The 22,802-nt window shown below is 31.6% G+C and carries 33 protein-coding genes and 1 tRNA gene; 31 read left to right on the forward strand and 3 right to left on the reverse strand.

What is annotated here, in order from left to right; translation table 11 throughout:
* The first annotated feature begins 2 nt into the window (after positions 1-2).
* The 30 genes from rplV to lon all read left to right on the forward strand — a co-directional run bounded on the left by rplV (position 3) and on the right by lon (position 19,267).
* Complete coding sequence (gene rplV / locus TOPB45_RS03925; protein WP_013909558.1) at positions 3-362, forward strand: 50S ribosomal protein L22; 360 nt, start codon at positions 3-5, stop codon at positions 360-362.
* 3 nt (positions 363-365) lie between these two features.
* Entirely contained in the window at positions 366-1,028 is a 663-nt protein-coding gene (gene rpsC / locus TOPB45_RS03930) for a 30S ribosomal protein S3 (RefSeq protein ID WP_013909559.1), read from the forward strand.
* Between the two features lie 18 nt (positions 1,029-1,046).
* Positions 1,047-1,463, forward strand: coding sequence for a 50S ribosomal protein L16 (gene rplP, locus TOPB45_RS03935; protein ID WP_013909560.1), 417 nt, complete (start codon positions 1,047-1,049; stop codon positions 1,461-1,463).
* Positions 1,463-1,660 carry a 50S ribosomal protein L29 gene (gene rpmC / locus TOPB45_RS03940; protein ID WP_013909561.1) on the forward strand — a complete coding sequence of 66 codons (198 nt, stop codon included), beginning with the start codon at positions 1,463-1,465 and terminating at the stop codon, positions 1,658-1,660. The genes rplP and rpmC overlap by 1 nt, the downstream gene beginning before the upstream one ends.
* A gap of 16 nt (positions 1,661-1,676) precedes the next feature.
* On the forward strand, positions 1,677-1,967 hold the full coding sequence (rpsQ, locus tag TOPB45_RS03945) for a 30S ribosomal protein S17 (protein WP_013909562.1): 291 nt from the start codon (positions 1,677-1,679) through the stop codon (positions 1,965-1,967).
* Entirely contained in the window at positions 1,964-2,332 is a 369-nt protein-coding gene (gene rplN, locus TOPB45_RS03950; protein ID WP_013909563.1) for a 50S ribosomal protein L14, read from the forward strand. The genes rpsQ and rplN overlap by 4 nt, the downstream gene beginning before the upstream one ends.
* A 20-nt stretch (positions 2,333-2,352) precedes the next feature.
* Complete coding sequence (gene rplX / locus TOPB45_RS03955; RefSeq protein ID WP_013909564.1) at positions 2,353-2,721, forward strand: 50S ribosomal protein L24; 369 nt, start codon at positions 2,353-2,355, stop codon at positions 2,719-2,721.
* A 4-nt stretch (positions 2,722-2,725) separates the two neighbouring features.
* On the forward strand, positions 2,726-3,265 hold the full coding sequence (gene rplE / locus TOPB45_RS03960; protein WP_013909565.1) for a 50S ribosomal protein L5: 540 nt from the start codon (positions 2,726-2,728) through the stop codon (positions 3,263-3,265).
* A gap of 6 nt (positions 3,266-3,271) precedes the next feature.
* Positions 3,272-3,457 (forward strand): type Z 30S ribosomal protein S14, encoded by a 186-nt coding sequence (locus tag TOPB45_RS03965; protein ID WP_013909566.1) that lies wholly within the window; start codon positions 3,272-3,274, stop codon positions 3,455-3,457.
* 14 nt (positions 3,458-3,471) lie between these two features.
* Positions 3,472-3,867, forward strand: a complete 396-nt coding sequence (gene rpsH / locus TOPB45_RS03970; RefSeq protein WP_013909567.1) for a 30S ribosomal protein S8 — start codon at positions 3,472-3,474, stop codon at positions 3,865-3,867.
* A 13-nt stretch (positions 3,868-3,880) separates the two neighbouring features.
* Entirely contained in the window at positions 3,881-4,465 is a 585-nt protein-coding gene (rplF, locus tag TOPB45_RS03975) for a 50S ribosomal protein L6 (protein ID WP_013909568.1), read from the forward strand.
* Positions 4,466-4,480: 15 nt separating this feature from the next.
* Complete coding sequence (gene rplR / locus TOPB45_RS03980; protein ID WP_013909569.1) at positions 4,481-4,870, forward strand: 50S ribosomal protein L18; 390 nt, start codon at positions 4,481-4,483, stop codon at positions 4,868-4,870.
* Between the two features lie 21 nt (positions 4,871-4,891).
* Positions 4,892-5,395 (forward strand): 30S ribosomal protein S5, encoded by a 504-nt coding sequence (gene rpsE, locus TOPB45_RS03985; protein WP_013909570.1) that lies wholly within the window; start codon positions 4,892-4,894, stop codon positions 5,393-5,395.
* Entirely contained in the window at positions 5,395-5,580 is a 186-nt protein-coding gene (rpmD, locus tag TOPB45_RS03990) for a 50S ribosomal protein L30 (RefSeq protein WP_013909571.1), read from the forward strand. Before rpsE ends, rpmD begins: the two co-directional genes overlap by 1 nt.
* Positions 5,573-6,034: a 50S ribosomal protein L15 gene (gene rplO, locus TOPB45_RS03995; RefSeq protein ID WP_013909572.1), complete on the forward strand. Its 462-nt coding sequence runs from the start codon at positions 5,573-5,575 to the stop codon at positions 6,032-6,034. The genes rpmD and rplO overlap by 8 nt, the downstream gene beginning before the upstream one ends.
* Before the next feature lie 20 nt (positions 6,035-6,054).
* The gene (gene secY / locus TOPB45_RS04000) at positions 6,055-7,365 is read left to right on the forward strand and encodes a preprotein translocase subunit SecY (RefSeq protein ID WP_013909573.1); all 1,311 of its coding nucleotides are present in this window, start codon (positions 6,055-6,057) and stop codon (positions 7,363-7,365) included.
* A 13-nt stretch (positions 7,366-7,378) separates the two neighbouring features.
* Complete coding sequence (locus TOPB45_RS04005) at positions 7,379-8,026, forward strand: adenylate kinase (RefSeq protein ID WP_013909574.1); 648 nt, start codon at positions 7,379-7,381, stop codon at positions 8,024-8,026.
* Positions 8,027-8,028: 2 nt separating this feature from the next.
* A complete protein-coding gene (gene map / locus TOPB45_RS04010; RefSeq protein ID WP_013909575.1) occupies positions 8,029-8,802 on the forward strand; it encodes a type I methionyl aminopeptidase in 774 nt (257 codons plus the stop codon).
* A 2-nt stretch (positions 8,803-8,804) separates the two neighbouring features.
* Positions 8,805-9,047, forward strand: a complete 243-nt coding sequence (gene infA / locus TOPB45_RS04015; RefSeq protein WP_013909576.1) for a translation initiation factor IF-1 — start codon at positions 8,805-8,807, stop codon at positions 9,045-9,047.
* Positions 9,048-9,052: 5 nt separating this feature from the next.
* A complete protein-coding gene (gene rpmJ / locus TOPB45_RS04020) occupies positions 9,053-9,166 on the forward strand; it encodes a 50S ribosomal protein L36 (RefSeq protein ID WP_013909577.1) in 114 nt (37 codons plus the stop codon).
* Positions 9,167-9,178: 12 nt separating this feature from the next.
* Complete coding sequence (rpsM, locus tag TOPB45_RS04025; RefSeq protein WP_013909578.1) at positions 9,179-9,550, forward strand: 30S ribosomal protein S13; 372 nt, start codon at positions 9,179-9,181, stop codon at positions 9,548-9,550.
* A 13-nt stretch (positions 9,551-9,563) separates the two neighbouring features.
* Entirely contained in the window at positions 9,564-9,950 is a 387-nt protein-coding gene (gene rpsK / locus TOPB45_RS04030) for a 30S ribosomal protein S11 (protein WP_013909579.1), read from the forward strand.
* Positions 9,951-9,975: 25 nt separating this feature from the next.
* Positions 9,976-10,608, forward strand: a complete 633-nt coding sequence (gene rpsD, locus TOPB45_RS04035; protein ID WP_013909580.1) for a 30S ribosomal protein S4 — start codon at positions 9,976-9,978, stop codon at positions 10,606-10,608.
* Between the two features lie 40 nt (positions 10,609-10,648).
* Entirely contained in the window at positions 10,649-11,614 is a 966-nt protein-coding gene (locus TOPB45_RS04040) for a DNA-directed RNA polymerase subunit alpha (protein WP_013909581.1), read from the forward strand.
* Between the two features lie 19 nt (positions 11,615-11,633).
* Positions 11,634-12,134, forward strand: coding sequence for a 50S ribosomal protein L17 (gene rplQ, locus TOPB45_RS04045; protein ID WP_013909582.1), 501 nt, complete (start codon positions 11,634-11,636; stop codon positions 12,132-12,134).
* Positions 12,135-12,153: 19 nt separating this feature from the next.
* Entirely contained in the window at positions 12,154-13,608 is a 1,455-nt protein-coding gene (locus TOPB45_RS04050; protein WP_013909583.1) for a CCA tRNA nucleotidyltransferase, read from the forward strand.
* Positions 13,609-13,679: 71 nt separating this feature from the next.
* Positions 13,680-14,975 carry a trigger factor gene (gene tig / locus TOPB45_RS04055; protein WP_013909584.1) on the forward strand — a complete coding sequence of 432 codons (1,296 nt, stop codon included), beginning with the start codon at positions 13,680-13,682 and terminating at the stop codon, positions 14,973-14,975.
* Between the two features lie 4 nt (positions 14,976-14,979).
* Positions 14,980-15,564 carry an ATP-dependent Clp endopeptidase proteolytic subunit ClpP gene (clpP, locus tag TOPB45_RS04060; protein WP_013909585.1) on the forward strand — a complete coding sequence of 195 codons (585 nt, stop codon included), beginning with the start codon at positions 14,980-14,982 and terminating at the stop codon, positions 15,562-15,564.
* An 8-nt stretch (positions 15,565-15,572) separates the two neighbouring features.
* A complete protein-coding gene (gene clpX, locus TOPB45_RS04065; RefSeq protein WP_013909586.1) occupies positions 15,573-16,835 on the forward strand; it encodes an ATP-dependent Clp protease ATP-binding subunit ClpX in 1,263 nt (420 codons plus the stop codon).
* Positions 16,836-16,843: 8 nt separating this feature from the next.
* Positions 16,844-19,267 (forward strand): endopeptidase La, encoded by a 2,424-nt coding sequence (gene lon, locus TOPB45_RS04070; RefSeq protein WP_013909587.1) that lies wholly within the window; start codon positions 16,844-16,846, stop codon positions 19,265-19,267.
* A gap of 3 nt (positions 19,268-19,270) precedes the next feature.
* On the opposite strand, the gene rho is transcribed toward lon, so the two are convergent.
* Positions 19,271-20,611, reverse strand: a complete 1,341-nt coding sequence (rho, locus tag TOPB45_RS04075) for a transcription termination factor Rho (RefSeq protein WP_013909588.1) — start codon at positions 20,609-20,611, stop codon at positions 19,271-19,273.
* 103 nt (positions 20,612-20,714) lie between these two features.
* A tRNA-Asn gene (locus tag TOPB45_RS04080) sits at positions 20,715-20,787 on the reverse strand.
* A 139-nt stretch (positions 20,788-20,926) separates the two neighbouring features.
* Between TOPB45_RS04080 and ahbB the strand changes: the two genes are divergently transcribed.
* Complete coding sequence (gene ahbB, locus TOPB45_RS04085; protein WP_013909589.1) at positions 20,927-21,400, forward strand: siroheme decarboxylase subunit beta; 474 nt, start codon at positions 20,927-20,929, stop codon at positions 21,398-21,400.
* Here the strand turns inward: ahbB and TOPB45_RS04090 are convergent.
* Entirely contained in the window at positions 21,397-22,725 is a 1,329-nt protein-coding gene (locus tag TOPB45_RS04090; protein WP_013909590.1) for an ArnT family glycosyltransferase, read from the reverse strand. The two genes, ahbB and TOPB45_RS04090, sit on opposite strands and share 4 nt — an antisense overlap.
* Positions 22,726-22,802: the final 77 nt, after the last annotated feature.

Here is a 22,802-nt window from a genome sequence, read left to right on the forward strand (position 1 = left end):
AAATGAAGGCTCGAGCAACAGCTAAATATGTTTTAATTTCTCCTTATAAAGCAAGGTTAGTAATTGATTTAATAAGGGGGAAAAAGGTAGATGAAGCACTAAGTATTTTACAATTTACTCCTAAAAAGGCTGCAAGAATTATTAAAAAGGTTTTAGAAAGTGCAATTGCAAATGCAGAAAATAATTATGGAATGGATGTAGATAAACTTTATGTAACAGAGGCTTATGTAAATGAGGGGCCTCGTTTAAAAAGAATCTGGCCCAGAGCTTGGGGTAGGGCAAGTAGAATTTTAAGGAGAATGAGCCATATTACTGTAGTTGTTGAAGAAAAAGATTTAGAAAAAAAGAAAAAAAGGAGGTAAATCTTGGGGCAGAAGGTTAACCCTATAGGATTAAGAATTGGTATTATAAAAACTTGGGATTCTCGTTGGTTTGCAAAGCCTTCTGAATTTGCTAAATATGTACATGAAGATTATTTAATAAGAAAATATCTAAAAGATAATTATTTTCACGCAGGAATTGCAAGGATTGAGATAGAAAGAGCTTCAAATAAAGTAAGAATAATAATACATTCTGCTCGTCCAGGAATTATAATAGGTAAGAAAGGAGCAGAAATAGAAAAAATTAAAAAAGAATTAGCAGAGATTGCTAAAAATAAAGAAATAGAAGTTTTAGTTAATGAAGTAAGAAGACCAGAGCTTGAAGCTCAACTTGTGGCTGAAAATATTGCAACTCAGATAGAAAGGAGAGTTTCTTTTAGAAGGGCTATGAAAAGAGCAGTTACTTTAGTTATGAGATTTGGGGCACAAGGAGTAAAAGTCCAGTGTTCTGGAAGATTGGGAGGTGTTGAAATTGCAAGAAGTGAATGGTACAGAGTGGGAAGAGTTCCTTTATCCACATTGAGGGCTGATATTGATTATGGTTTTGCAGAGGCTATTACAAAATATGGAAGCATAGGGGTAAAGGTTTGGATATTTAAAGGTGAAGTATTACCTGAGAAAGGAGAACAGGAAAGAATAGTAATATAAAGTTAAAGGGGTGAAAAGATGTTACTTCAACCAAAAAAGACGAAATATAGAAAGCAACAAAAGGGTAGAGTTAGAGGAAAAGCTACTTGTGGATACACCTTAGAATTTGGAGAATATGGTTTAAAAGTTTTAGAGGGAGGCTGGTTAACAGCTCAACAATTAGAAGCTGGTAGAGTTGCTATTGTAAGAACAGCTAAAAAGGGTGCAAAAATATGGATCAGAGTCTTTCCTGATAAACCCATTACCAAAAAACCTGCAGAAACTCGTATGGGTAAAGGTAAAGGAGCAGTAGAAGGATGGGTAGCTGTTGTAAAACCAGGTAGAATTATTTATGAAATTTCCGGGGTACCAGAAGAAGTTGCAAAAGAGGCATTAAGACTTGCTGCAAGTAAACTTCCTTTTAAGTGTAAAATTGTAAGTAGGGAGGAAATTTAATGAAAGCTCGTGAATTGAGAGAACTTTCTATACCTGAATTAAAAGAAAAATTATCTCAATTAAGGGAAGAATTATTTAATTTAAGATTTCAAAAAACTATACATAAACTTGAAAATCCTATGAGAATTAGACAGGTTAAAAGAGATATCGCAAGAATTTTAACTATTTTAAGAGAAAAAGAACTTAATATTAGATAATCTTGGGAGAATTACTATGAGTAAAAGAAAGCAATTTATAGGAACTGTAGTGAGTGACAAAATGGATAAAACAGTTGTAGTAATGGTAGAAACTTTGGTTAAACATCCTTTATATGGAAAATATATAAAAAGAAGAAAGAAATATATGGCTCATGATGAAAATAATGAATGTAGAATAGGTGATAAAGTTTTAATAGAAGAAACAAGACCACTTTCTCGTAGAAAAAGGTGGAGAGTAAGACAAATATTAGAAAGAGGAAAAATTGTTGAATTAGGAAAAGGTTTAGAGGAGGGTGGTGAGGAATGATTCAGCAGCAAACGTATTTAAATGTAGCTGACAATTCAGGTGCAAAAAAAATAATGTGTATTCGTGTATTGGGAGGTCCTGGCAGGAAATATGGTTCTGTGGGGGATATTATTGTTGCTTCTGTAAAAGAGGCACTTCCTAATTCTAAAGTAAAAGAAGGAGATGTAGTAAGAGCTGTAATAGTTAGAACAAAAAAAGAGGTAGCAAGACCTGATGGAACTTATGTTAGATTTGATGAAAATGCAGCGGTTTTGATAAATCAATATAAAGAACCTATTGGAACTCGTATTTTCGGCCCTGTAGCAAGAGAGTTAAGAACAAAAGGTTTTATGAAAATTATATCTTTAGCTCCAGAAGTAGTATAAAAGTTAAAGGAGATAGAATTATGATAAAAAGAGGTGTAAGTAAAAATTTACCTAAACCTCATGAAGCAAAAATTCATATAAGAAAAAATGATATGGTGGTAGTAATAGCTGGTAAGGATAAAGGGAAAATTGGGAAAGTATTAAAGGTTTTTCCAAGAAAAGGAAGGGCAATTGTTGAGGGGGTAAATATTGTAAAAAAACATATGAAACCCACACCTTATAGTAGCGGAGGAATTATAGAAAAACCTGCTCCAATTCATGTTTCAAATTTAATGATATATTGCCCCAAATGTAAGAGAGGTGTAAAAGTAGGTAGGAAATTTCTTGAAGATGGGACTAAAGTAAGATTTTGTAAAAAGTGTGGAGAAATAATTGAGGCAAAGGAGTAAAAAAATGAGTTGGTTGAAAGATTATTATCTTAATGAAGTGAGGAAAAGATTAATGGAAAAATTTAATTATAAGAATATTTATGAAGTTCCAAAAATTGAAAAAATATGCATAAATATGGGATTAGGAGAAGCTACAGCTAATCCTAAAATTATTGACCAAGCCTTAGTTGAGCTTGCTCAAATTACAGGACAAAAACCTAAAATTTGCAGAGCAAGAAAATCTATAGCTGGATTTAAACTAAGGAAAGGTGTTCCAATCGGAGTTGCAGTAACCTTAAGAAAGAAAAGGATGTATGATTTTTTGACAAGACTTATTCACGTTGCCCTACCCAGAGTAAAGGACTTTAAAGGTCTTTCAAGATCAGGATTTGACGGAAGAGGAAATTATACTTTCGGTATAACAGATCATACTATTTTCCCGGAAGTAGACTTAAGTAAAGTTGAAAAAATAAAAGGGATGAGTATTACTATTGTTACCACAGCCGAAACAGATGAAGAAGCATATGAACTTTTAAAAGAATTAGGTATGCCATTTAGGAGGTAATTTTAAATGCCAAGAAAAGCCCAAATAGAAAAGGCAAAAAGAGAGCCAAAATTTAAGGTTAGAAAAAGAAATCGATGTTCCATTTGCGGAAGACCAAGGGGATATATAAGAAGATTTGGTCTTTGTAGAATGTGCTTTAGAAAATTAGCTTCTGAAGGAAAAATTCCTGGGGTTAGAAAAGCAAGTTGGTAGGAGGTATATAAGATATGATGACAGATCCAATTGGTGATATGTTAATAAGGATTAAAAATGCTTTAATGGCAAGACATAAAAGTGTTATTATTCCTGCCTCTAAAATAAAATTAGAAATAGCAAGGATATTAAAAGAAGAAGGTTATATAGAGGATTATAAATACATTAAAGAAGAACCACAACCTAAAATTGAAATAATTCTTAAATATGATGAAAATAAACGCCCAGTTATAGCAGGGGTTAAAAGAGTAAGTAAACCTGGAAGAAGGATATATAAGGGTTACAGAGATTTACCTAAGGTATTAGATGGTTTTGGTATTGCTATAGTTTCTACCTCACAAGGAATTATGACAGATCATGAAGCAAAAAAAAGAAAAATTGGTGGAGAGGTTATTTGCGAAATTTGGTAAAAGGGGTTTTAAAATGGGAGAATTATCTCGTATAGGAAGAAAACCTATTAAAATACCAAGTGGAGTAAAAGTTCAAATTAAAGAGGATGGGATTATTGAAGTTGAAGGCCCAAAAGGTAAACTGGTTAAAAAATTACCACCTTTAGTTAAAGTGCATATTGAAGATAATACCTTAATTGTTCTTCAAGATGAGGTAAGAAAAAAACTTAAAAAGAAAGCGAAAGCTTTTCAAGGATTAGCAAGATCTCTGATAAATAACATGGTAATTGGAGTTACCGAAGGATTTAAAAAATCTTTAGATATTGTAGGACTTGGTTATAAAGCGGAACTTAAGGGAGATGAAATAATTTTTAGTTTAGGTTATTCCCATCCTATTAATTTTAAATTACCTGAAGGGATTTCAGCTAAAATTGAAAAGGGAAGTGGAGATATTCAAGCAAGAGTTATTATAGAAGGAATAGATAAAGAATTAGTTGGGCAAGTGGCTGCAAATATTAGAAAACTTAGACCACCAGAGCCTTACAAAGGAAAGGGTATCAGATATACAGGAGAAGTAATTTACAGAAAAGCTGGCAAAGCTGGAAAAGGAGCTAAATAAGTAAAGGAGCAGTGTATGGCTAAGCTTGAGAAACGTAAAAGAAAAGAAGAGGCAAGATTAAGAAGAAAGAAAAGGATTAGAAAAAAAATTTTTGGAACCCCTGAAAGACCAAGGTTATGTGTTTATAAAAGTTGTAAACATATTTATGCACAAATTATAGATGATACTATTGGACATACTTTAGTTGCAGCATCATCTCTTTCTCCAGAAATAAGAGAAAAATTGGAAGAGTTAAAGAAAAAGGGTGGAAAAACTGAGGTAGCAAGAGCAGTAGGAGAGTTAATAGCTAAAAAAGCTTTAGAAAAAGGAATTACTAAAGTTTGTTTTGATAGAGGTGGATTTAAATATCATGGTAGAATTAAAGCTTTGGCTGATGCTGCAAGAGCTGCAGGATTAGAATTTTAAAAAATTTAAAGGAGGTAGGCTTTGGCAAAAGTAGGAGAAGAATTTATAGAAAAAATAATAATGATAAATAGAGTAACTAAAGTTACAAAAGGTGGTAAGAAGTTGAGATTTTCAGCTTTGGTTGTGGTAGGAGATGGGAAAGGAAAAGTTGGTTTTGGACTTGGTAAAGCTCCAGAAGTTCCAGATGCTATAAGGAAGGCTATAGAAAAAGCTAAAAAAAACCTTATTGAGGTTCCGATAGTTAAAGGGACTATTCCTCATTCTATAATGAGTAAATTTGCTTCAACTAAGATATTACTAAAACCAGCTAAATCAGGAACTGGAGTTATCGCTGGGGGTACAGTGCGTGCCATAATGGATGCAGCTGGGATAACAGATGTAGTAACTAAATGTATAGGAAGTAGTAACCCCCACAATCTTGTAAAAGCTACTTTTAAAGCCTTATCTCAACTCCAAAGTTTAGAATATGTAGCTAAAAAGAGAGGGAAAACTGTAGAGGAAATTTTAGCTCAGGTGAGGGCATGATGAAAAGATTAAAGATAACTTTAGTAAGAAGTAAATTTGGAAGGAAGCCTGATCAAAGAGAAGCTTTAAAGGGATTAGGATTAAGGAAAATAGGTCAAAGTGTTATAAGGGAAGACAATCCCATGATAAGAGGTTTAATAAGAAGGGTAGAACATTTAGTAAAGGTGGAGGAATTAAATGAGTGAACTTATAACTCTTGAAAATTTAAAACCCTTTCCTAAATCAAAACATAAAGAAAAAAGAGTTGGAAGAGGACATGGTTCTGGACATGGTAAAACTTCTTGTAGAGGTCATAAGGGACAGAAGGCTCGTAAATCTCCTGATATTGCTCCTTGGTTTGAAGGAGGGCAAACACCCCTTATAAGAAGAGTTCCTAAAAGAGGATTTAAAAATCCTTTCAAGATTGAGTATAAAATAATAAACATAAAAGATTTAGTAAAAAAATTTCAACCCAATGAGGTAGTTGATCATAATAGTTTAAAAGAAAGAGGGCTTTTGAAGGGTAAAAACAAACCTGTTAAAATATTAGGAGAAGGAGAAATTGATATTCCTTTAATTGTAAGGGTTAATGCTATTTCCAAAACTGCTAAAGAAAAGATTGAAAAAGCAGGTGGAAAAGTAGAGATAATTAAAGTTTAGGGATCTGGAGAGAATATAGAGTGAACACCCGTGAAAGTCTTTTAAGTCTGGCAAATATTCCTGAATTAAAAAGGAGGCTTTTTTATTTATTTCTTGGACTTGCAATTTATCGTTTTGCTGTTCATATTCCTACTCCTGGAATAAATGGAGAAGCATTTTTAAGTTTATTTAAACAGGCAAGTGGGACTCTTTTTGGATTTTTAGACATCTTTTCGGGTGGAGCTTTAAGAAGATTTTCTATTTGTGCTCTTGGGGTAATGCCATATATTAGTGCATCCATTATTTTACAATTAATGACTGTAATTTATCCTTCTATAAAGGAACTTTACAAAGAGGGTCCAGAGGGAAAAAGGAAATTAGCCTATTATACTCGCTATTTAACAGTAGTTATTTGTTTAATTCAAGGATTTGGTATTTCCTTAGGGTTGGAAAGAATGACAGCTCCTAATGGTATTCCTATAGTAAATGAACCAGGATGGCTTTTTAGGATAACTTCGATGATTAGCCTTACTGCAGGAACTATGTTTCTTGTTTGGTTAGGTGAACAAATGACAGAACATGGAATAGGGAATGGAATTTCAATAATTATATTTGCTGGTATTGTAGCTGGTATTTTCCCAGCTATTGCAAGAACTCTTAAATTTGTTCAAACAGGTGAATTTTCGGTATTTTCTCTATTTTTTATTCTTTTTCTTATTGTTGGAATTTTAGCTTTTACTTGTTTTATGGAATTAGCTCAGAGAAGGATACCTATTCATTATGCTAAAAGACAGGTAGGGCGTCAGATAATAGGTGGGCAAAGTACTTATCTTCCTTTAAAAATAAATACTGCAGGAGTTATTCCTCCTATATTTGCCTCTTCAATCTTGATGTTTCCTGCAACTATAGCTAATTTTATTCCTATAGATTATTTTCAAAAAGTGGCAGCTTTTTTAAGACCAGGTGCTATATTTTATGAAGTTCTTTTTGCACTTCTTATTATTTTCTTTTGTTACTTTTATACAGCAGTTATTTTTAATCCAAAAGATGTAGCTGATAATTTAAAAAAATGGGGTGGTTTTATTCCTGGAATAAGACCTGGAAGGGCAACTGAAGAATTTATTGATAAAATTTTAGCAAGAATTACTCTTATAGGTGCGCTTTATGTAGCTTTTATTTGTGTTTTACCAACTTTTTTAATTACTAAGCTTAATCTCCCCTTTTATTTTGGTGGAACCTCACTTTTAATTGTAGTTGGTGTGGCTATGGATATAATGGGGCATATTGAGGCCCATTTACTTACACGTCATTATGAAACATTTATAAAACAAAGTAAGATAAAAATTAAATAATGGGAGGTGAGCTATGAATATTATATTTTTAGGGCCTCCAGGAGCAGGTAAAGGAACACAAGCAAAAATTTTAATAGAAAAGTATGGAATACCTCAAATTTCAACAGGAGATATGTTAAGAGAACATGTAGCCAAGGGAACAGAACTTGGACTTAAAGCTAAAGAATATATGGAAAAGGGACAGCTTGTTCCAGATGAAATAATTCTTGGTATGGTAAAAGAAAGACTCAGTCAAGAGGATGCTCAAAAAGGATTCATTTTAGATGGATTCCCAAGAACAGTTGCCCAAGCTGAAGCTTTGGACAAAATATTAGAAGAAATGGGTAAAAGAATAGAATATGTTCTTGCACTTATTGTACCTGATGAAGAATTAGTTATAAGGCTTACAGGGAGAAGGACTTGTAAAAATTGTGGAATGATGTATCATATTAAGTTCAAACCTCCTAAAGAAGAAGGAAAATGTGATGTTTGTGGAGGAGAACTTTATCAAAGACCTGATGATAATGAAGAAACAGTAAGAAATAGATTAAAGGTATATCACGAACAGACAGCTCCACTTATTGAATATTACAAAAAAAAGGGTGTTTTATTTGAAGTTGATGGAAGCAAAAGTATTGAGGAAATTACTCAACAACTTATTAATATATTAGAGAAAAAATAAAGTTGTACAAGAAATTTTTTGGTAACAAACCTATTTTAAAGAATAAATGGGAAATAGAAATATTAAGGAAAGCAAATATTATTGTAATGGAAATTTTGCTTTCCTTTAAAGAAAGGGTAAGACCTGGTATAAGCACTTTTGAGTTTGAAGAATTAGCTTTAGAACTTTGTGAAAAAAAGGGAGTTAAACCTGCCTTTAAAGGATATAGAGGTTATCCTTATGCAGTATGTGTTTCTGTAAATGAAGTTATTGTACATGGTATGCCTAAGAAAGAAAAAATTCTTAAAGAAGGAGATATAGTGAGTTTTGATTTCGGTGTTGTATACGAAGGATATGTAGGAGATGCAGCATTAACTGTGGGGGTAGGAGAAATATCTGATAAGGCTAAAAAGTTACTTAAAGTAACAGAAGAAGCTTTATATAAAGGTATTGAAAAAGCCCATTTTGGTAATAGAATAGGAGATATATCCTATGCTATACAAAAACATGTAGAAAGTAATGGATTTAATGTAATTAGGGAATTTGTTGGACATGGAGTGGGGAGACAATTACATGAACCTCCTGAAGTGCCAAATTTTGGGAAACCTGGTAAAGGTCCTAAGATAGAAATAGGAATGGTTTTAGCAATAGAACCTATGGTTTCAGCAGGAAGTCCTGAGGTAGAAATATTAGAAGATGGATGGACTGCAGTGACTAAGGATAGAAGTTTAGCAGCCCATTTTGAACACTCAGTAGCAATAACTCCACAAGGACCAGAAATTTTATCAAGGATTTAAATATGCCTAAGGAAGATGTAATACTTTTAGAAGGAAAGGTTGTTGAAGCTTTACCAAATGCTATGTTTAGGGTAGAGTTAGAAACAGGAAATAAAGTTTTAGCTCATATTTCTGGAAAAATGAGAATGCACTATATAAGAATATTACCTGGTGATACAGTAGTAGTTGAGCTCTCACCTTATGATTTAACAAGAGGTAGGATTGTATATAGAGGAACAAAAAAAGATTATGAAAAGGGAGGTTAGAAATTATGAAAGTTACTCCTTCGGTAAAGAAAAGATGCAGAAAGTGTAAAATAATAAGAAGGAAAGGGGTTGTGAGGGTTATTTGTGAAATACCTAAACATAAACAAAGGCAAGGTTAAGGGGGATAAAATATGCCTAAAATTGCAGGAGTAGATATTCCAGAAAATAAGCCAGCAGAAATAGCTTTAACTTATATTTATGGAATAGGAAGAACTTTAGCTCAAAAAGTTTTAACTAAGGCAGGAGTGGATTGGTTTAAAAAAATTAAAGATTTAACAGAGGAAGAGATAAACAGAATAAGACAAATAATTGAAAGAGAATACAAAGTAGAAGGTGATCTCAGAAAAGAAGTAAGACAAAATATACAAAGGCTTATTTCTATTGGGTGTTATAGAGGTTTGAGACATAAAATGGGTCTTCCTGTAAGGGGTCAAAGAACAAGATCTAATGCAAGAACATGGAAGGGTCCGAGACCCGGATCTTTAAGAAGAAAGAAAAAATAAAGGGGAATGAAAAATGGCTCGCCCAAAAACAAAAAAGAAAAAGATTAAAAAAACTGTTACTGAAGGTATTATTCATATTCATTCAACCTTCAATAACACTATAGTTACCATAACTGATAGGCAAGGAAATACAATTGCTTGGGCAAGTGGAGGCACAGAGGGATTTAAAGGTACAAGAAAAGGGACTCCTTTTGCTGCTCAATTGGCAGTTCAATCAGCTTTAAAAAAAGCTCAAGCTTATGGACTAAAAGAAGCTTGGGTATATGTTAAAGGTCCTGGTCCAGGTAGAGAAGCAGCTTTAAGAGCTTTACAAGGATCAGGAATAAAGATTACACTTATTAAAGATGTAACACCTATCCCTCATGATGGGTGTAGACCGCCTAAGAGAAGAAGAGTGTAAAAATTTTTAAAGGAGGTTATCAAGGGTGGCAAGATATACAGGACCAAGGTGTAGACTTTGCAGAAGAGAAGGAGTTAAATTATTTTTAAAAGGAGAAAGATGTTATACTGATAAATGTGCTTTTGAAAGAAGAAGTTATCCTCCTGGTCAACATGGACCTCAACAAGTTAGAGTTAAGCTTTCTGATTACGGAATTCGTTTAAGAGAAAAGCAAAAAGTAAAAAGAATTTATGGAATCTCTGAAAAACAGATGAGAAAATATTATGAAATGGCGACCAAAATGCCAGGTCAATCTGGTCACAATTTGTTGCAACTATTGGAGAGGAGACTGGATAATGTTGTTTATAGATTAGGGTTTGCGGTTTCTCGAGCACAAGCAAGACAATACGTAAACCATGGATTTTTTAAGGTTAATGGGAAAAACGTAGATATACCCTCTTATTTAGTTAAACCTGGGGATGTTATAGAACTTAAAGAAAAATACAGAAACAATCCCCAAATTCTTGAATCATTAGAAACAGTAGCAAGAAGAGGGATTCCATCCTGGTTAGAACTTGATGCAGAAAACTTTAAAGGAGTTGTGAAAAGTCTTCCCACTAGAGAAGATATTACTATGCCTATTCAAGAAAGCTATATTATTGAGTTCTACTCCAGATAATTAATTTAAAAAATCCTAATTAAAAGAGGGTAAAAAACTTATGAAAAAAGAAGTAGAATTAATTAAACCAGAAGAAATTAAAGTTCATAAGGACAGTCAGTTTCCTTATTATGGTAAATTTATTATTGAACCTTTGGAAAGGGGTTATGGAATAACTCTTGGTAATGCTTTAAGAAGAATTTTGCTTTCTTCTATCCCTGGTTATGCTATTACTGAAGTAAAAATAGAGGGTGCTCCTCATGAATTTGTAAGTTTACCAGGTATTATAGAGGATGTTCCTGAAATAATTCTCAATTTAAAAGGTGTAAGATTTAAACTTAATGGAGAAGGTCCATTTTATTTTAAACTTGAAAAAGTAGGAGAAGGAGAGGTAAAAGCAGGAGATATTAAAATAAATAAAGAAGGAGAGATTGTAAATCCGGATCATCATATTGCTACCTTAACTAAGGATGGAAAACTTTTTATGGAACTAAAAGTTGAAAAAGGTAGAGGTTATGTTCCTGCAGAGTATACAAAAAATAACGAAATAGGAGTTATTCTTGTAGATGCTATATTTTCTCCTATAACTAAAGTTAATTTTACTGTTGGACAGGCTCGTGTAGGTAAAAGTAGTGATTATGATAGTTTGATTATGGAAATTTATACTGACGGAACAATAGATCCTAAAGAAGCTCTTACTCAAGCTGCTAAAATTTTGGTAGAGCAACTTATGATATTTTTAAAAGGAGAAAAAATATCTTTAGAACCTTATATTTCAGAAGCTCCTACAATTGAAAATTTACTGAATATGACTATAGAAGAGTTAGATCTCTCTGGTAGGGCTTATAATTGTTTAAAAAACGCTGGCATAAATTATGTAGGACAACTGGTACAAAAAACTGAAACAGAATTACTTAAATTAAGAAGCTTTGGTAAAAAATCCTTAGATGAAATTATAGAAAAACTTTCTAAATTGAATTTAAGACTTGGAATGACAGATATTAAATGGAAACCCTCTAAAGATTAATTTTAAAAGGAGATAAAAAATGAGGCATAGAAAGGTTAGCAGAAAACTTGGCAGAGATACAGAACATCATAAAGCTATTCTCAGAAATATGGTAACTGATTTGTTTAAACATGGAAGGGTTACAACTACATTAGCTAAAGCAAAAGAATTAAGAAGAGTAGCTGATAAAATGATAACTCTTGCTAAAAAAGGAGATCTTGCTTCAAGAAGAAGAGCTTTAGCTTTTATTAGAGATAAAGGTATAGTAAAAAAATTATTTACTCAATTGAGAGAGAAATATCTTGATAGAGCAGGTGGATATACGAGAATTATAAAAGTTGGTCCAAGAAGAGGGGATGCTTCTTTTATGGCTATTGTAGAGTTGGTAGAAGAAAAATTGACTACTAAAGGTTCAAAACTTAAAAAGGAAAGGATAAAAAAGGTTTTAGAATTTATAGAAAAGATGAAGAAAAAATATCAATCAATCCCCACTTCTACCGAAGAAAAAGCTTCTATCGAAGAAGAAAAGGCGTCTCAATAACGACACAAAATTTTTATGAATGTTTCTGGAATTTGACGAAACATTAAGAAATAAGTTTTTAAATCTTCTTGATTTTCCTCAGAAAGAAAAAGATTTAATAATTTCTTTTTTAAGAAAATTTAAGAATAGAGAAGAATTCTATTTGACAGGGGGTTCAGTAAGAGCTCTTTTTACCTCCGAAAAAATTACAGATCTTGATTTAACAGTTAAAGAAAATGTAGTGGATCTTGTTTTATTTGCTCAAAAATTTTTAAATTACCATTTTGTTCCTCTCTCCCCAGAGTGGGGAATATATAGATTAGCTAAAGGGAAAAACACTATAGATTTTACAAGTTTTAGAGGAGAAACAATAGAGGAGGATTTAAAAAAAAGAGATTTTACTTTTAATGCTATGGGGCTTCCTGTAAAAGCTCTTTTTGAGAATAGGTTTTTAATTTTAGATCCCTTTTCAGGATATAAAGATCTAAAAGAGGGTGTTATAAGAGCTATTAGTGAAGAAAATATTATTGAAGACCCTTTAAGAATTTTAAGAGGTTATAGGTTTTTTGCTTACGGATTTGGAAAAATAGAAGAAAAAACAAGAAATTTTTTTCGCATCCATAAACAAAAGATAAATAGGTGTGCAAAGGAGAGAATTTTACAAGAGCTTTTATATATTTTAATTTCTAATAAAACTTTTGAAACTTTTAAATTAATGGATGAGGATAATCTTTTAACAGAAATTTTTCCTTATTTGGAAAAGGCTAAGGGTATTCCTCAACCTACTTTCCACCACTTAGATGTAAAAGATCATCTCTTAGAAACACTTAGATGGACTGAAAAAATATTAGAAAATCCGCAAAAATATTTAGAAATCGAAAAAACAGATGAAATGGAGAATGAAGATTTTATACTTTCTGTTAAATTAGCAGGTCTTTTTCATGATCTTGGTAAAGCTTATACCTTTGAGATAAAAGAAAGAATAACCTTTTATGGACATGAAAAGGTTTCTGCTGAATTGTTTAAAATTATGGCGGAAAATTTAAGATTTAAAAAGGATTTAATAAATAAAGTTTGTAATCTTATAAAAAACCACATGAGACCCTTTCATTTACTTAATGAAAAGGAAAAGGGAAGTCTCACTTTGCGAGCTAAGAGAAATTTAATAAAAGATGTGCCCTATCTTAAAGAACTTTTTATAGTTTGTATGGCAGACTCATATGCAAGTCAAGGTCCTGATAAAGAACCAGATTATGAAGAACGTTTAAGAACTTTTTTTCACGAACTTTTTGAATTAAAAGAACAACTTGAAAAGGAAAGCCAGAAAAAAAGGCTTATCACAGGAGATGATTTAATAAAACTTGGATTTAAACCAGGTCCTCTATTTAAAGAAATTTTGCAAGATGTAGAAATACAAATATTGGAGAAAAAGTTCGTTTCAAAAGAAGAACTTTTGGAATACATAAAAGAGAAATACAGCAAAGAAAAGCTTTAAAGTCTTTTACCTTGTAAAATTTTAAATTTAAGGTAAGGTAAGGATAAAAATTAGAGGGGGTAAAAGAGGGTATGAAGGTAGAGTTGCAAGATTTAAATGAAGTAGAAAAAATTTTAAAAATAGAAGTTTCCCAAGAAAAGGTTGATGAGGTAATTCAAAAAGTTACTGATCAAATTAGAAAAAAAGCAAAAGTTAAAGGATTTAGAGAAGGGAAAGTCCCTATTTATTTAGTTAAAAAACTTTATAGAGAAGAAATTGAAGAAAAAAGTATAGCAAAAATTATAGAAGATACCCTTGAAAAAGCTATTAAGGAAGCAAAAGTAGAACCTCTTTTAAGGCCGAAATTGGAAGAATTGGGAGAATTAAAAGAAGGAAAACCTTTTAATTATTCAGTTTTGGTAGAGGTAAGACCTGAAATTAATATAAAAAAGGAGGATTATATTGGTATTGAAGTTGAAAGGGAATCTGACGAAATAAATGAAGAGGAGGTAGATAAAATTCTACATGAATTAAAATATTCTTTTTCGCCACTAAAAAGAGCTGAAAAAGAAGAAATAATTGAAGATAGATCTATAGCAGTTATTAAATTTGAAGCCTATGATGGAGAGGAACTCATCCCTGGACATCAAGCTGAGGCACTTTTTATAGATGTAGGAACTGGTGAATTTAACGAAAAGGTAGAAAAAGAATTGATAGGAAAAAAAGAAGGAGATAGATTTAGTGTAGAGGTTGAATATCCCGAAGATGGTCTTAACCCTCTTTTAGCTGGTAAAAAAGTGAGATATCAAATAGAAGTAAAAGAAATATATAAGAGAGAATTGAAGGAATTGGATGACGAATTTATAAAAAGCTTGAACATAGGTTTTGAAACAGTAGAGGCTTTAAGAGAAAGTATCAAAAAGAGACTATTAGAAGACAAAAAGAGAAGAAACGAGGATAGGTTTAGAGAAAGACTTTTAGAAAAAATTTTAGAAAAAGTAGATTTTAAAGTACCTACCCGATATGTTGAATTAAAGTTATATCAATTAATAGATAAAATAAGAGAAGGATTAGAAAGGGATGGATTTAGTTTTGATAAGCTTAATATTTCTATGGATAAATTAAGAGAAAGACTTTATCCTATTGCTGAAAAACAGGCAAAAGAGGAGTTGTTATTAGAAAAGATAGCCGAGCTTGAAAATATTGAAATTCCTCAAGAAGAAATTGATAAAACTGTTGAGACCATTTCCAAAAATTTAAGGGTTTCATTAGAGCAGGCTCGAGGAATTGTTTATTTTAATATACTTCCCAAAAAGTTAGCAGAGAAGACCTTGCAATTTTTAGTAAATAATGCTAAACCTATAAATAAAGAAAATAAGGAGAGTTAAGATTATGGCTTACTATATTCCTATAGTGATTGAACAGACAGGCAGAACTGAGCGTGCCTTTGATATATATTCTCGCCTTTTAAAAGAAAGAATAGTTTTTATAGGTACTACTATTGATGAAAATGTGGCTAATCTTGTTATAGCACAACTTTTATACTTAGAAGCTGAAGATCCTGACAAAGATATTATGCTTTATATTAACTCACCAGGAGGATTAGTAACAGCGGGGCTTGCTATTTATGATACTATTCAATACATAAAACCAGATGTTTGTACTATTTGTGTAGGGCAGGCTGCAAGTATGGCAGCTGTTCTTTTAGCAGCAGGAACTAAAGGGAAAAGATATGCCCTTCGTCATTCAAGAATAATGCTTCATCAACCTATTGGTGCTTTTCAAGGACAAGCAACAGAAGTTGAAATTCAGGCAAAAGAGATTTTACGTTTAAGAGAAATCATTACTGAAATTTTATCTCAGCATACTGGGCAACCTAAGGAAAAAATTAAACAGGACACTGAAAGAGATTTTTATATGTCTGCAGAAGAAGCATTAGAATATGGAATTATAGATAAAATCTTAATTACAAGGTAGGTGATAATATGAAAGAATTTGGAAGAGAACCAAGATGTTCCTTTTGTGGAAGGTCTCAAAGTGAAGTTAAAAAACTTATAGCAGGATCCTCTGCTTATATCTGCAATGAATGTGTAGAATTATGTAATGAGATTTTAGAAGAGGAATATGAAAGGATAAATTTATCAGAAGAGAATCATACTAAACTTTCTAAACCTGCTGAAATAAAAGCTTATTTAGATCAATATGTAATTGGTCAAGAAAGAGCCAAAAAAATACTTTCTGTAGCAGTATATAACCATTATAAAAGAATAGAATATCAGAAATCTAACAAAAAGCATTTGAAAGACGTAGAACTTCAAAAAACTAATATCTTGTTAATAGGACCAACTGGTTCTGGTAAAACCCTTTTAGCTCAAACATTGGCAAAATTTTTAAAAGTTCCTTTTACTATTGCGGATGCAACCCCTCTTACCGAAGCCGGTTATGTAGGGGAGGATGTGGAAAATATCCTTCTCTATCTCCTTCAAGCTGCCAATTATGATTTAGAACTTGCTCAAAAGGGAATTGTTTATATTGATGAGATAGACAAAATTGCTAAAAAAGGTGAGGGTCCATCTATTACAAGAGATGTTTCTGGAGAAGGTGTTCAGCAGGCGCTTTTAAAAATTTTAGAAGGAACTATAGCTAATATTCCTCCTAAGGGAGGAAGAAAACATCCTCAACAAGAATATATAAAAATGGATACCACTAACATTTTATTTATCTGCGGAGGAGCATTTGTAGGTCTTGATGAAATAATAAAAAGAAGACTGGGTAAGGGATCTATAGGATTTGGGGCCCAAATAAAAAATGTTAAAGATTTGACCTTAGGAGAGATTTTATCTCAGGTCCAACCAGAAGACCTAATAAAATACGGGTTTATTCCTGAATTTGTAGGAAGACTCCCTGTTATTGCAACCTTAGATGAACTTACTGTTGATGATTTGGTTAGAATACTTGTTGAACCTAAAAACTCAATAATAAAACAATATCAGAAACTTTTTGAAATGGAAGGAGTAGAACTTAAATTTACAGAAAAAGCTTTAAGAGTAGTTGCCGAAGAAGCAGTAAAGAGAAAAACAGGGGCTCGCGGTTTAAGATCAATAATTGAAGAAGTAATGGTAGATGTAATGTATGAGATCCCCTCCTTAACCGATGTAAAAGAATGTATAGTTACTGAAGAAGTAATCTTGAAAAAAGAAAGACCGATCTTAATTTTTAAGAAAAACAAAAAAGTAAAGGAGAGGTAGATAAAATAATGTCTAACGAAAGTTTAAAAGTTTTACCTTTATTACCTTTAAGAGAGATTGTAGTTTTTCCTTATACTGCAGTCCCACTCTTTATTGGAAGAGTTAAGAGTATTCTTGCTATTGAGAAAGCCTATGCAACAGATAAATTAATTTTTCTTTCTGCTCAGAAAGATGCTAAATTAGATAATCCTACTGAAAATGATATATATAAAGTTGGAACCGTATGTAAAATTATTCAACTTTTAAAACTTCCTGACGGAACTTTAAAAATCTTAGTAGAAGGTTTAAACAGAGGAAGAATAGTAAGATTTTTATCTGATTCTGAGTATTTTCTGGTTGAAGTAGAATTGAAAACTGAAATAATTGAAGCTGATGTTGAAACAATAGCTCTTATTAAACTTTGTAAAGAGTCTTTAGAAGAATATTCTCACTACAATAAGAAGCTTAATCCAGAAATTGTCAATAATCTTCTTAACATAGACAACCCCTCAGAATTTTCTGATAGACTTGCAGCTATTTTAAATTTAAAGTTAGAACAGAAACAGAAATTACTTGAAACTATAAGTGTTAAAAAGCGTTTAGAAATCCTTCTCAATCATCTAAGAGGAGAAATAGAAATAATCAAGACCGAATCTCGTATAAGAGAAAGAGTTAAAAAACAGATGGAAAAGACTCAGAGAGATTATTATCTCCATGAACAAATGAAAGCTATTCAAAAAGAATTGGGAGAAAGAGAAGATGGTAGAAGTGATCTTGCAGAATTAGAAAAAAGAATAAAAAAGAAAAAACTTCCTAAGGAAGTTGCAAGTATTGTAAGAAGAGAGTTTAAAAAGCTCTCTTTAATGTCTCCTATGTCTGCTGAGGCAACTGTGGTAAGAAATTATATAGATTGGCTTATTAGTCTTCCTTGGTATGAAAAAACACAAGACAACATAGATATAGAAAAAGTTGAAGAATTGTTAAATAAAAACCATTATGGATTAGAGAAACCTAAGCAGAGAATTATAGAACATTTAGCTGTTCAAAAGCTTACTAAATCTATTAAAGGACCTATTCTTTGTTTCGTTGGTCCTCCGGGAGTGGGTAAAACTTCCTTAGCTAAATCTATAGCTGAAGCTATAGGAAGAAAATTTGTTAGGGTTTCTCTTGGAGGAATAAGGGATGAAGCAGAAATAAGAGGACATAGAAGAACTTATGTAGGAGCTTTACCTGGAAAAATTATTCAGGGAATGAGAAAAGCAGGGACTATTAATCCTGTTTTTTGTCTTGATGAGGTAGATAAAATAGGCATGGATTTTAGGGGAGATCCAGCAGCAGCTTTACTTGAAGTTCTTGATCCTGAGCAAAATCATTCTTTCCAAGATCATTATTTAGAAGTAGGATATGATTTATCTAAAGTTCTTTTTATCACTACAGCCAATGCACTTTATACAATTCCACCTGCTTTACTTGATAGGATGGAGGTTATAGAACTTCCTGGATATACAGAAGAAGAAAAATTAGAAATAGCTAAAAATTATCTATTACCGAGACAACTTCAAGCTCATGGGTTAAGTCCGGAGATGGTTCCTTTAGATGATGATGCTTTACTTGAAATTATTAGAAAATATACCAGAGAAGCAGGAGTTAGAAACTTAGAAAGAGAAATTGCAACTATTTGTAGAAAAATTGCTAAAGATGTAGCTAAGAATCCTAAAGAATTTATTCCTTTCAAGATTACAATTTCTAAGTTAGAAGAGTTTTTAGGTGTTCCTAAGTATAGATATGGAGTAGCTGAAGAGCAACCACAAGTTGGTATTGCTACAGGACTTGCCTGGACAGAAACTGGGGGAGCATTACTTCAGATTGAAGCAGTTATTATGCCTGGTAAAGGAAATCTTCAGATTACAGGAAAGCTTGGAGAAGTAATGCAAGAATCAGTTCAAGCTGCTATGAGTTATGTAAGATCAAGAGCTCTTCAATTAGGTCTACCTCTTGATTTTTATAGAAAAATAGACATTCATGTTCATGTACCAGAGGGAGCTATACCAAAAGATGGCCCAAGTGCTGGAATAACAATAGCAACAGCTATTGTTTCTGCACTTTTGAAAATACCTGTTAAAAATACTGTAGCTATGACTGGAGAAATAACTTTAAGAGGAAGAATATTACCTATTGGGGGTTTAAAAGAAAAATTACTTGCAGCTGTAAGGGGTGGAATAAAAACTGTTCTTATACCTAAGGAAAATGAAAAAGAATTAAAAGAGATTAATCCTAATGTATTGAGAGATCTTGAAGTTATATTAGTGGAAAATATGGATGAAGTTTTAAAAATTGCTCTTCTTCTTGAAGATCCTTCAACTCTATTTAAAGAGGCTCCATCTCTTGATATTTGGAAATTAATGGAATTACAGGAAAAATTGAAAGATAAAACAGTTCCTTTAGAACATTAGTCTTTATTGATTCATCTTACTTAAGAATTCTTCATTACTTTTAGTGTCTTTCAATTTTTCTAATAAAAATTCCATGCATTCTACTGGATTTAAGGGAGAGAGAACCTTTCTTAATAACCAAACTTTATGTAAAATATCAGGAGGAAGAAGCAATTCTTCTTTTCTTGTTCCGCTTAAATGAATATCAATAGCTGGCCAGATTCTTCTATCTGCTAAGCGTCTATCTAAAACTATTTCCATATTTCCTGTTCCTTTAAATTCTTCAAATATTACTTCATCCATTCTACTTCCTGTGTCAATAAGACAAGTTGCAATTATAGTAAGACTTCCTCCTTCTTCTACATTTCTTGCTGCTCCAAAAAATCTTTTTGGTTTATGAAGAGCATTAGCATCTATTCCACCGGAAAGAAGCTTACCACTTGAGGGAACTACTACATTGTAAGCTCTTGTTAAACGTGTTAAGCTGTCAAGTAAAATTACCACATCATATTTACATTCAACTAACCTTTTTGCCTTTTCAATAACTATTTCTGCAACTTGGGTATGTTTCTGGGGAGGTTCGTCAAATGTAGAACTTATAATTTCTGCTCTTGGGACAGTTCTTTGCATTTCTGTTACTTCCTCAGGTCTTTCGTCAACAAGAAGAATGATAAGATGTACCTCAGGATAATTTTTTACTATTCCATTAGCAATATTTTGCAATAAAACAGTTTTTCCAGTTCTTGGGGGAGCCACAATGAGACCTCTTTGTCCTTTTCCAATAGGAACAAATAAATCTATAATACGAGTAGAATAATTTTCTGGATCTGTTTCTAAACGAAGCCATTTATTAGGATGAATAGGTGTGAGATGATCAAAGGGTGTTCTTGTTCTTACTACTTCTGGAGGATAATAATTTACTTTTTCAATTTTAGCTAAGGCAAAATATTTTTCTCCTTCTTTTGGTTGTCTTATATATCCTAATATGGTATCCCCTGTTTTAAGACCGAATTTCCTTATTTGAGGAGGAGAAACATATATATCCTCAGAGCTTGGTAGATAATTATAGTCATTAAATCTCAAAAATCCAAACCCTTCAGGTAAAACTTCTAAAACACCCTCAACAATAACTTCAATTTCTTTTACTAAAAGGTTACTTACTATTTGATAGATAACTTCAGATTTCTTGTAATAATTATATATATTTTCAATTCCTAATTTTTCTCCTAAGGCATAAAGTTCAGAAAGGGATTTTTTTCTTAATTCAGAAAGATATACAGGTGAGGTAATTGTTTCAGGTAGTTCTTCAGAAATTGAAATTTTTAAGTTTTCAGAAATAAGTTTCCCGTTTACAGGCTGATCCATTCTTTCTCTCCTTTTAAAAAGGAATTTATTAAAGTTAAAAATAGACCATGCATTTATTAAAATAAGACCTTATTGAGATCTCAAGATCTCTCAGATTTAAATGCTCCCCGGGCAGGACTCGAACCTGCAACCTATGGGTTAACAGCCCACCGCTCTGCCTGTTGAGCTACCGGGGAACCTTAACTTAATCAAATATAAATAATAAATTGATTTTTCCTTTTGTCAAGTTATCTTTAAAAAACTTTCTTCATTTTTATAAAATAAATATGAAGTTGAAAAGAAAAAGAGGAAAAGTATAATAAGAGCTTTAATAAAATGGTAAATCTTTCTGAAAAAGAAAAAAGAATTCTCCAAATTTTAATAGAGGGAATTCCTCTTTCAGAACGCCCCTTTTATGAAATTGCCAAAAAAACAGGATTTACAGAGAAAGAAGTTTTAGAAATAATAAAAAACTTAATGGATAAAAAGATAATAAGAAGATTGGGTATAACACTAAGACACAATCTTGCAGGAATTAAAGGAAATGCTATGGTTGCTTGGAGGGTCCCTGAAGAAAAAATTGAAGAAATTGGACAATATTTGTCCCAACTTCCCTATATTTCACATTGCTATGTTAGAGAAACTTATGAAGATTGGAATTATAACCTTTATACCATGATTCACGGAAAAAACAAAAGAGAAGTCAAAAAAAGGATAAAAGAAATTTCGGAAAATTTTTCTCTTAAAGATTATCAAATCCTTTTTACCAAAAAGGAAATAATAAGAAAACATGCCAAGTATGAGATTTAGTTTTTCTTACATTCTAATAAGATAAAATGCTCATTAAACTCGTAAGCGGATATAACTTTAGTACAATTTCTAAATAAATTTTCGTATTTTTTCTTGGTAATAACAAATCCTTGATTTAAAACTTGAGGATTGTCCACCTTGGGGATACATCTTTCAAGATAAAAGGGGAGGGTTGTTATTTCGTTTTTATAAAAGTAAATTTCTCCTTTGTAGTTTTTTAAGAAGTTTTTAGCCTGAAAGGTAAAGCGATTTTTTTCATAAGTATAGCCGGAGATAGCAATTACTAATAATAAAATTCCGGAAATTGACATAATCCAGCGAATATATTTTTCAGAAACAAAATTGGCTAAAATAACACAAAGAGGTGGATAGGCAAAAAGTATATAATGATGGAGCTTATTTTTAGAAAGGCTATAAAATATTAATATAAATAAAAACCAAAATACAAAAGGTGTAAGTGGATTGTTCAAAAGAACTTTATAATTTTTATTTATCATAGTATATAAATGTTTGAATTTTGAAAAAATTTTGAAATAAATAGGTATATAAAAAAAGGAAGTAACTAAAATAATTAAAAAGTAATAAAAAAAAGGTTGGGGATGAAAAAGCTTTTTTCCAGTATATCTAAAGATATTTTCGTGAAGAAAGAATTTATAAAAGTAAAAATATCCAAATTTATAAAACATATAAATATACCAAGCTCCTCCAACAAGAAAAAAAAGAAAAATTCCTAAAAAACTGAAAAGAGGAAAGTTTCTTTGAGTTAATTTGAAAAACAGAATTACTATAAAGGGTAAAATAATTCCTACAGGTCCTTTAGTAAGAACTGCAAAACCTAAAAATATCCATCCCAAAATTGGATTTTTCCTTAAAAAGAAATATATGCTTCCTACAGAAAAAAAGTTTAAAAGCATCTCAGGTGTAAAAGATCTTGCTTCTATCCAAACATGAGGAAAAGTTAAAAAAATTAACATACCTTTCCAAGCCAAATTTTTATCAAAAGATTCTTTTGCTATTAAACCTAAAAAAATTAATACTCCTAACGCAGAAAGCCCAGATACAAGTCTCAAAGAAAATTCATTTATCCCTAAAATAAAAGAACCTATTACACCACACCAATAAAGAAGAGGTGGTTTTTCTAATCTCAGCTCACAGTTATAATAGGGCACCAAAAAATCTTTAGTTTTAATCATATTTAAGACTACATAGCCGTTTTTTCCTTCATCAGAAGAAGTTAAATCTATAGACCAATTGAATAATATAAAAAAATAAAAAGAAAGAGCTAATAAAAGAAAAAAATATTTTTTGTTAATAAAGTCATTCATAAAAATTTATATTTATTACAAATTTATTACAAAAGCGTTATTTTGCAAATCTTAAAGGTTTTTAAAAAGATAATTTT

The organism is Thermodesulfobacterium geofontis OPF15 (assembly GCF_000215975.1).
Taxonomy (GTDB): domain Bacteria; phylum Desulfobacterota; class Thermodesulfobacteria; order Thermodesulfobacteriales; family Thermodesulfobacteriaceae; genus Thermodesulfobacterium; species Thermodesulfobacterium geofontis.